A 5,264-nucleotide genomic window follows, 5' to 3' on the forward strand; every position below is an offset into this window, starting at 1 on the left:
TTCGGCCGGGGGGCTCTGCGCCGAAGGCGCGGGAAAAACGAGTCCCGCCCCTTCGGGGCAGGGAAATGGGGCTTCGCCCCGAAGGGGCAGGGCGTTTTCCCCGGCCTTCGGCCGGGGGGTTGGGTGGTGTTTGCGCGCCCCCGGAGTGCGGGGTGTCGGCGCCGTACCGGGGTACGTCCTCGGCGGCGCACGTGCACGTGGCTTCTTCGGCTGCACCACCATCCCGTGCGCCGCGCTGCGGGGGCACCCCGCTACGTCCCCTCCGGCGGCATGGGCGCACAAAGCGGAGTGGGGGTATGCGCTTCGTACACGCCGCGACCCGCGCACGAGTGGTCGCCCGCGATCCAGGCCCTGGCCAAGGGAGGGGCCCAGCTCACGCCGGCAACCGCAACGGGGACGCCTTGGCCGCAGGTCAGCCGCCGGCCCTGAGCGCGTCCAGGTGCCGTCGCAGTACCTGACGGAGCAGCTCCGGCGGATAGCGGTCGGGCAACAGCGTCGCCTGGAGAGTGAGTCCGTCGAGGAGGGCGGCCAGTCGCGTGCTTTCGAGTTCGATGTCCGTGTCGCCCGGTAGCCCGCCGGCGGACCGCGCTTCGTGCAGCACGCGCGAGATCAGGAGGTGCAGGCCGGCCTGCATGTCGGCGGCGCAGGGCCGCAGTTCGGGGCGGGTGTGTGCGGCGGTGGTGAAGGCGAGCCAGAGTGCGGACTCCCGGCGGCGGGTCTCGTCCAGGGGAAGGAGCTCGGCCAGGAGCTCCAGTGTCGCGGCCCGGCGGTCGGTGCGGCCGTCGGGAGCCAGGAGCCGTTCGGCGTGGGTTCGGACGCGGTCGCCGATGCGCTGGGCCAGCTCCCTCATCGTGAAGGTCATCAACTCGTCGTGGTTGGTGAAGTAGTGGCGGACCGAGCCGACGGCGAGTCCGGCTTCATCGGCGACGTTGCGCAGCGACGCGTGCTCCAGCCCATGCCGGGCGGCGACGTCCAGGACTGCCTGCGCCACCACCCTGCGGCGGGCCGCGGGATCGACGATCTTTGGCATGTTGCCTTTATAGCACGACTGGGCTAATACTTATTTGGCTCAGTCGCGCCATAAAGATGGGTGGTACCTGCGTGAACCCCTGGCTGCTCACTGCGGTGATCGCGGTGGTCGTGATCGCGGCCGTGATCAAACGGATGATCGGAGAACCGGTCAGGGCACGGGAGCTCTTCGCGGCCCCGGTGGTCCTGACCGGAATCGGCATCCTGTCCCTCGTCAAGAAGACGGACCTGACCGCCACCGATATCACCTGGGTCATCGCGAGTGCCGTCCTCGGTGCGGCGCTTGGCGCGCTCCGCGGCACGACCGTTCGGCTCGTCGAAAAAGGGGGCGCCCTGTGGCAGCGGTACACCGGCCGCACCTTCCTCGCCGTGCTCGGCACGCTGGCGGTCTCGGCCGGCTTCAACATCCTGGCGGTCACGATGGGCATGCACGAGGACGCGCGCCCCCTCCAGCTCGCCATTGGCGTGAGCTTCCTCGGCGAGTCCCTCGTGGTCGGCGGCCGCGGCATCTCTTCGGGGATACCCTTCGCCCCGGCGCGAACGCGCTGACCCATGGCCGCGTCGCACCCCGCACAACTCGGAGCCGCTCGGTCGGCACCTTCCGTCGGATCACGAGCGGAGCCGGAGGCGAAGAGCAGCGACGGCCGCCCTGCCAGGGGACGCCCGCTACGCGAACACCGCCTTGACCAGCGTCTGCTTCACCTTCTCGAACGTCCCGGCCATGGTGGGCAGGTCCATTTCGACGTCCCCGGAGGTCAGCGAGCCGGTCAGGGTCTTGGCGCCGTCGGGCGTGCTGTACATCAGCGCACCCCAGCCCCAGAACCCTCCATTGTGGTGGAGGACCGTGCCGCCGCCCTCCAGCTCCTCCACGAACACCCCGAGGCCGTAACCCATCGTGGGGTCCGGGTCGCGCATCTCGGCCAGCAGCTCGGACGGGAGGAGCCTGCCGCCGTTCAGTGCGGAGAAGAACGTGTGGAGGTCCCGGGCGGTCGAGATCATGTCGCCGGCGGCGGATGCCCAGGAAGGGTTGAAGCGGGTGGTGTCGACCACCTTCCACTGGCCGGCGTCGTCGTAGCCGAAGTAGCCGTGGGCGTGCGGCTCGGGGATATCCTCCCGGGTCTCCGGCAGCACGGTGCCGGTCAGCCCGAGCGGACCCAGGATCAGCCGGTGCGTCTCCTCGGGCAGCGGGCGGCCGGTGACCTTCTCGATCAGCAGCCTGGCCAGTACGTAGTTGGTGTTGGAGTAGCTCCAGGACGTCCCCGGCTCGAACCGCGCCGGCTTCGCCAGCGCTCCCCGCACCAACTCCTCCGGCCGGTACGTCACGAACTGGTGGTCCGCCCACTCCTTGCCGAAGCCGGCGACCACACCGGGCTCGACCGTCCCGTCGGCGGAGAACTCGCCGGTGCAGTTGAACAGCCCGCTGGTGTGCTGCAGCATCATCCGTACGGTGATCCGCCGGTCGAGCCCGAGCTCGGGCAGGTGGTCGGCCACCAGGTCCTCAAGGCCGAGCCTGTCCTCGGCCACCAGCCGCAGCACGACGGTCGCGACGAAGGTCTTGGTGACACTGCCGACCCGGAAGTGCCCGTCGGTCGGCGGCTTCGCGGTCATGCCCAGCTCGCTCACGCCGGCGCTTCCGGTCCACTCGCCGAGCTCGTCGTTCACGCGCAGCTGCACCCCGGCGAAACCGGCGTCGACGATCTCCTGCATGGCCTTCCGCAGCTCGGGGCGGTCCTGCGCGGCGGCGGTGTTCTGCTCACTCATGGTGATTCCTCATCTCGTGTCAGCGGGTGTGGGATGAGGTTGGACCCTGACCCAAGGTCAAGGTCAAGGCGACGGCGGAGCGTTACTCTCGCCCCATGACAGAGGGGTTCACGATCGGTCAGGCGGCGGCTTTCGTCGGGATCACCGTCAAGGCGGTGCGGCACTACCACCGGCTCGGCCTGGTCGCCGAACCGGAACGGGACCATTCCGGCTACCGGCGCTACGGGTCGACCGACCTGCTGCGGCTTGTCCAGATCAGGGCCCTGGCCGGGGCGGGCGTGCCGCTGGCCGAGATCGGCGAGCTGCTCGACGCCGACCCCGAGCGGTTCGCCACCGCTCTGGACGACGTCCACCGCCGGCTCACCGAACAGATCGAGGAGCTGACCGCCCGCCGCGACAACCTGCACCGGCTCGCCCACGGCGACCGCGCCCTGCTGCCCGACCGGGCCTGCGCGGTCCTGGAGCGACTCGCCGAACTCGACTTCGACCCCGACTACGTCACCAACCAGCGGGAGGCCCTGGTGCTGTCGCGGGCGCTGGCTCCCGAGCTCTTCGACGTCTTCCTGACCAACCTCGAACACCGACTCGGCGACCCCGAGTTCATCGAGCTGACCAAGCGCAGCTGGGAGGCGAGGCTCTGGGAGCCCGACGACCCGCGGATCGAGGAGCTGGCCTCCGCGGTGGCCGCCAACCTGCTGGCCGACCGCGCGCTGCTGACGATGCCGACCGCGCAACGGCACCGGCCCGACGCGGTCTCTCGGTACGGGGTGGTCAACCACCACCGGGAGGACGAGGCGCCGTCCACCGCCCGGTTGAACACGCTGGTCGAGGGGCACCTGCGCGCGGCGGGCATCGAGGTCCCGCGTCAGTGACGGCCTGCCCTGTGCTCAGGCGCATCGATAGGATCGCGGCATGATGGAAGATCCCGTGGCTGAGCTGTCAGAGGCTGAGTACCGACGCGTATGGGACCGCTTCCACGAGGTTTTCGACTTCCAGCCGAGTACGAGTTCCTTGCAGTGGCCGGCCATCAAGGAGCCCGTCGCGTCGGTGACCTGGAGCCTTTCCGCGCTTGACGACGATCCGGGGTACGAGCGCCTGGACCGCCTGGTCGCGGTGGTCCAGCAGGGACTCTCCTCCTGCGTTGGCCCGGCGGGCAGGCTGTTCGCCCTCGACTGGCAGCACACGTCGTATCGCTTCGCACCGCGGGAGGTCGGCGGTCCTGGACAACCGGCTTGGCCGCTGAGCCCGTACCCCGACGGGGACTACTACATCTTCCTCGCAGAGGACTTCCGCTTCGGCAGCTTCGGCCACCCTTGGGAAGAGTCCCTCTGCCTGTTCGGCGAGGAGCTCCTCGACGCCGCGTCCACGGAGGTCGACAGGGTTCTCGGCCAGCCGCTCCGCAGGTCAGGCACGGCAGTAGGCCCGGCCTGAGATCGCGCCCGGACTCATGGTCGCGCGATAATCCCCGCCCCCCAGCAGCGCGAATGTCGCGCGTCCGTACATGCGCCTCTTCACGCAGCATTCCTGAAACTGGCCTGCTGCATCATCACCCACCGCCAGCTTCGGTCACTCTTTTAGTTGCTGTCGTCATCCGTGTACAGGCAGAAGGGGTGACCAGCAGGGTCGAGCATCACCCTGACCTTGCCCTGTGGCTGATACCCGGCCTCCCTCGCACCGAGTTCCAGCGCATGAGTTACGGCGGCCTGCAGATCGACGACTTCGAAGTCCAGGTGCATCGTGATCCGCTGGGCATCCTCTTGAGCGGGCCAGACTGGAGGGACGTAGCCGTCCGAGAACTGGAAGGCTATGTAGCCCACGCTCTCCGAGGGTGCGACAGCCGCCCCATCAGGCTCTTCCTTGGTGATCCTCCAGCCCAGGAGGCCCGCGTAGAAGTGAGCGAGCGCCTGCGGATCGCGCGCCTCAAGCACGACGCCCCACCAGCCGTGCCTCGACATGCGAGGAGTGCCGGGCTCATGACTGGGTCGTCCACGCATGGTGCCCACTACCTCCGGGTGCTCTGCCGCATATCCTCATCAAAGGCTGGCCTCTGGACCCTATCGACCGCCCGAGCACGAGGACCAGGAGTCCTTGCACAGATGGTCGTGCATGCTCCCGAAGCTGATCGGCTTCATTGTGTTAGGCGTTCTTAGTGCGCCCCGCGCATCCGGCTCGGTATGATCCACGATCTGTCGGCCGCAGACAGCTCCGGCTTCGCCGGAAAGAAGACAGGCGGGAAGCCGAGTGCCGGCTGCAACCACCGGTGTCTTTTTCCCCCCACCGCGGGCGCGCCGCTGACGAGAGTCGAGGGGACGTGGCGGGGTGCCCCCGCAGCGCGGCGCACATGCTCCCGGGGGGAGCCGAAGAAACAACCCGCACGGTGCGCCGCCGAGGAGGTACCCCGGCGCGGCACCGACACCACGCACGGACAGAGCGCACGACCGCACCACCCACCCCCGGGGGGGGGGGGGGGGGGG

6 protein-coding genes are annotated in these 5,264 nt (G+C 69.3%); 3 read left to right on the plus strand and 3 right to left on the minus strand.

Annotated elements, in window-relative coordinates; translation table 11 throughout:
• Positions 1–412: 412 nt before the first annotated feature.
• The gene (locus ACSNOD_RS28000; protein WP_436769863.1) at positions 413–1,030 is read right to left on the minus strand and encodes a TetR/AcrR family transcriptional regulator; all 618 of its coding nucleotides are present in this window, start codon (positions 1,028–1,030) and stop codon (positions 413–415) included.
• A gap of 71 nt (positions 1,031–1,101) precedes the next feature.
• Here ACSNOD_RS28000 and ACSNOD_RS28005 point away from each other — a divergent pair, with 71 nt between their 5' ends.
• Positions 1,102–1,578, plus strand: a complete 477-nt coding sequence (locus ACSNOD_RS28005) for a DUF1453 domain-containing protein (protein ID WP_436769864.1) — start codon at positions 1,102–1,104, stop codon at positions 1,576–1,578.
• Between the two features lie 117 nt (positions 1,579–1,695).
• Here the strand turns inward: ACSNOD_RS28005 and ACSNOD_RS28010 are convergent, their stop codons facing one another.
• On the minus strand, positions 1,696–2,790 hold the full coding sequence (locus tag ACSNOD_RS28010; protein ID WP_436769865.1) for a serine hydrolase domain-containing protein: 1,095 nt from the start codon (positions 2,788–2,790) through the stop codon (positions 1,696–1,698).
• Positions 2,791–2,885: 95 nt separating this feature from the next.
• On the opposite strand from ACSNOD_RS28010, the gene ACSNOD_RS28015 reads away from it, so the two are divergent.
• Both ACSNOD_RS28015 and ACSNOD_RS28020 read left to right on the plus strand, forming a co-directional pair.
• Positions 2,886–3,662 carry a MerR family transcriptional regulator gene (locus ACSNOD_RS28015; RefSeq protein WP_436769866.1) on the plus strand — a complete coding sequence of 259 codons (777 nt, stop codon included), beginning with the start codon at positions 2,886–2,888 and terminating at the stop codon, positions 3,660–3,662.
• A gap of 40 nt (positions 3,663–3,702) precedes the next feature.
• The gene (locus ACSNOD_RS28020; protein WP_436769867.1) at positions 3,703–4,221 is read left to right on the plus strand and encodes a DUF2716 domain-containing protein; all 519 of its coding nucleotides are present in this window, start codon (positions 3,703–3,705) and stop codon (positions 4,219–4,221) included.
• Between the two features lie 143 nt (positions 4,222–4,364).
• Here ACSNOD_RS28020 and ACSNOD_RS28025 read toward each other — a convergent pair whose 3' ends face one another.
• Positions 4,365–4,745, minus strand: a complete 381-nt coding sequence (locus ACSNOD_RS28025; RefSeq protein ID WP_436769868.1) for a VOC family protein — start codon at positions 4,743–4,745, stop codon at positions 4,365–4,367.
• Between the last annotated feature and the right edge of the window lie 519 nt (positions 4,746–5,264).

It is taken from the genome of Streptomyces sp. URMC 123, from assembly GCF_051386515.1.
In the GTDB taxonomy this organism is placed as follows: Bacteria; Actinomycetota; Actinomycetes; order Streptomycetales; family Streptomycetaceae; genus Streptomyces.

Bases quoted from the DNA above. Each gene is read 5' to 3' on its own strand.
- ACSNOD_RS28000 (WP_436769863.1), bottom strand. From the start codon at position 1,030: ATGCCAAAGATCGTCGATCCCGCGGCCCGCCGCAGGGTGGTGGCGCAG.
- ACSNOD_RS28010 (WP_436769865.1), bottom strand. From the start codon at position 2,790: ATGAGTGAGCAGAACACCGCCGCCGCGCAGGACCGCCCCGAGCTGCGG.
- ACSNOD_RS28015 (WP_436769866.1), top strand. From the start codon at position 2,886: ATGACAGAGGGGTTCACGATCGGTCAGGCGGCGGCTTTCGTCGGGATC.
- ACSNOD_RS28020 (WP_436769867.1), top strand. From the start codon at position 3,703: ATGATGGAAGATCCCGTGGCTGAGCTGTCAGAGGCTGAGTACCGACGC.
- ACSNOD_RS28025 (WP_436769868.1), bottom strand. From the start codon at position 4,745: ATGTCGAGGCACGGCTGGTGGGGCGTCGTGCTTGAGGCGCGCGATCCG.